This window comes from Luteibacter sp., from assembly GCF_051958795.1.
Lineage (GTDB): Bacteria > Pseudomonadota > Gammaproteobacteria > Xanthomonadales > Rhodanobacteraceae > Luteibacter.
On sequence record NZ_JBQCFT010000417.1, the window covers coordinates 1 to 2,369 of the forward strand.

Consider the following 2,369-nt stretch of genomic DNA (forward strand, 5'->3'; position numbering starts at 1 on the left):
CGCTCTGTAAGAAGCGCGCGACAGGATCGCCCCGTAGGCGGTACCCGCGCCGCCCCCGCGCAAATGATTTGGTGTGAGCGCGATGGCGCGGTTGGGGTCTTTGCGGCGCCCACCCCTCGCGCGCGCGCGCGCTCCCACAAAAGCTTTTGCGCGGTCAGGCGGCGGTTACGACGACCTTGCCGATCATGTCGCCTGCTTCTACCAGCGCGTGTGCTTTCTTGAGGCCGGCGGCATCCAGGCCTTCGATCTGCTGCGTCATCGTGTGCACGATATCGCCACGATCTACGAGCTCGGCCACACGGCGGAGCAACGCATGCTGCCGCGCGAGGCTTCGCGTGTTGAACATCGTGCGCGTGAACTTGAGTTCCCAGTGGACCGCGATCGACTTCAGCTTGAACGGCGCGATGTCGAGTGTCTTGGGGTCGTCGATCAATGCGAATGCGCCTTCGGGCATCAGTACGTCGGCGATCTGTTCGACGTTTCGTGCCGTGCCGTTGAGGCTGGCGACGTAGGCGAGTTCGTTGATGCCGAGCGCCTCGAGCTGTGCCTTCCACGGCTTGTGGTGGTCGATGGTGTGGTGTGCGCCGTGGGCGAGGACCCAGTCGCGCGTTTCCGGGCGTGAGGCGGTGCCGATCACGGTGAGGCCGGTAAGCTGGCGCACGAGCTGGGTGAGGATGGAGCCGACGCCGCCAGCGGCGCCGACCACCAGGATGGCGCGGTTCTCGGTCGGGTCGGCTTCATTCGCGCGGAGGCGATCGAACAGCAGTTCCCACGCGGTGATGGCGGTCAGCGGCAGCGAGGCGGCTTCGGCGAAACCGAGCGAGGCGGGCATGGGGCCCACAGCACGTTCGTCCACGGCCTGCAGTTCGGCATTGCTCCCGGCGCGGGTGAGGTCCCCGGCGTACCAGACGCGGTCGCCCGGCTTGAATCGGGTCGCCAGCGGGCCGGTGGCGCGGACGATGCCGGCGGCATCCCAGCCCAGCACCCGTGCCTGGCCTTCGGGCACGTTGCCACCGTTGCGGACCTTGGTGTCCACCGGGTTCACCGATACGGCCTTCACCTCGACCAGCAGGTCGTAGTCACCGAGGGTCGGGGTGGAGAGCTCGATGTCCTGCAGCGCCTGGGCGTGGTCGATCGGGAGGTTCTGGTAGAAGCCGACGGCTTTCATGGCGGTAATCCTTGGGAGGAGGGGCGATGAGGGCCATTCTGGCTTTCCCGGCTATCCGGAAAAACAGGCAAACTACCGGAACACTTTCCGCGAAACGAAGAAAATGATCCGGCTCGATGACGTCCAGATCTTCGTCCAGACGGTGGAGGCCGAGAGCTTCTCCGAGGCCGCCCGCCAGCTGAATATCGCCCCGGGGCTGGCCAGCAGCGCCGTCCAGCGCCTTGAAAAGGAGCTGGGGGTTCGCCTGTTCACCCGCTCAACCCGGAGCATGCAGCTCTCGGAGGATGGCGAGCGCTACCTGCCGCACGCCCGGGCCATGCTCGATGCCCAGCACCAGGGGCAGCAGGCGCTGGCCCGCGAAGGCAGTGCGCTGAAGGGGCTGCTGCGGTTGTCGGTGTCGTCAGACCTCGGCCGCAATCTGCTGCTCGGCTGGCTGGATGCGTTCCAGCACGAACACCCCGGCCTGTCGCTGCACATCCGCATGAGCGACCGCTCCGTCGATCTTGTCCGCCAGCCACTCGATGCGGCGATCCGCTATGGCACGCTCGCGGATTCCTCGCTGGTCGCCATGCCGCTGCTCGAGCACAACCGCCGTGCGCTTTGCGCCTCGCCTGCGTACCTCGCGAAGCACGGCAAGCCTTCCACCGTTGACGACCTCCGCCAGCACAACTGCCTGCGCTACGTGTGGAGCGAGCAGGTGCACGAGCGCTGGCGGTTCACGTTGCCCGGCGGCGATCGCACGGTGTCGGTCACGGGCAATCGCATCAGTGACGATGCCGATGTGGTGCGGCGCTGGGCTGTCGCGGGCGAAGGTATCGTGTACAAATCGCGGCTCGATGTGTTGGAAGACATCAAGGCGGGAAGGCTGGTGGAGTTGTTCCCGCATGCGCATTGCGAGCCTTCGCCGCTGAACCTGGTGTGCGCGCACCGGTCGCGACTGACGCCAGCGATGACGCGGTTGAAGGGATTCCTGCGCGAGCGGTGTGAGGCGTTGTTGGCGACGTGCCCCCCGGTTGCGTAGGAGCCCACCCTGTGGGCGACATCTTTCGCCTCGGCATTTCAGGGCCCTGCGGCGGTATGGCGAAAGATGTCGCGCGCAGGGCGCGCTCCTACAAGGGAGCGGGGCCTTTGCGGGTCGCGTAAATCAGCCGGCCCGGCACGCTTACGTGGATCTCCGTGCCTTCGCCGAGGTCGGTCTCCA

General features: G+C 66.5%; 2 protein-coding genes. One reads left to right on the forward strand and one right to left on the reverse strand.

Features of this window, described 5'->3' with window-relative positions:
* Nucleotides 1-154 precede the first annotated feature (154 nt).
* Nucleotides 155-1,168, reverse strand: a complete 1,014-nt coding sequence (locus ACTHLF_RS21050) for a zinc-binding alcohol dehydrogenase family protein (protein WP_440330158.1) — start codon at nucleotides 1,166-1,168, stop codon at nucleotides 155-157.
* 103 nt (nucleotides 1,169-1,271) lie between these two features.
* Here ACTHLF_RS21050 and ACTHLF_RS21055 point away from each other — a divergent pair, with 103 nt between their 5' ends.
* On the forward strand, nucleotides 1,272-2,189 hold the full coding sequence (locus ACTHLF_RS21055; protein WP_440330160.1) for a LysR family transcriptional regulator: 918 nt from the start codon (nucleotides 1,272-1,274) through the stop codon (nucleotides 2,187-2,189).
* Nucleotides 2,190-2,369: the final 180 nt, after the last annotated feature.

Bases quoted from the DNA above. Each gene is read 5' to 3' on its own strand.
- ACTHLF_RS21050 (WP_440330158.1), bottom strand. From the start codon at position 1,168: ATGAAAGCCGTCGGCTTCTACCAGAACCTCCCGATCGACCACGCCCAG.
- ACTHLF_RS21055 (WP_440330160.1), top strand. From the start codon at position 1,272: ATGATCCGGCTCGATGACGTCCAGATCTTCGTCCAGACGGTGGAGGCC.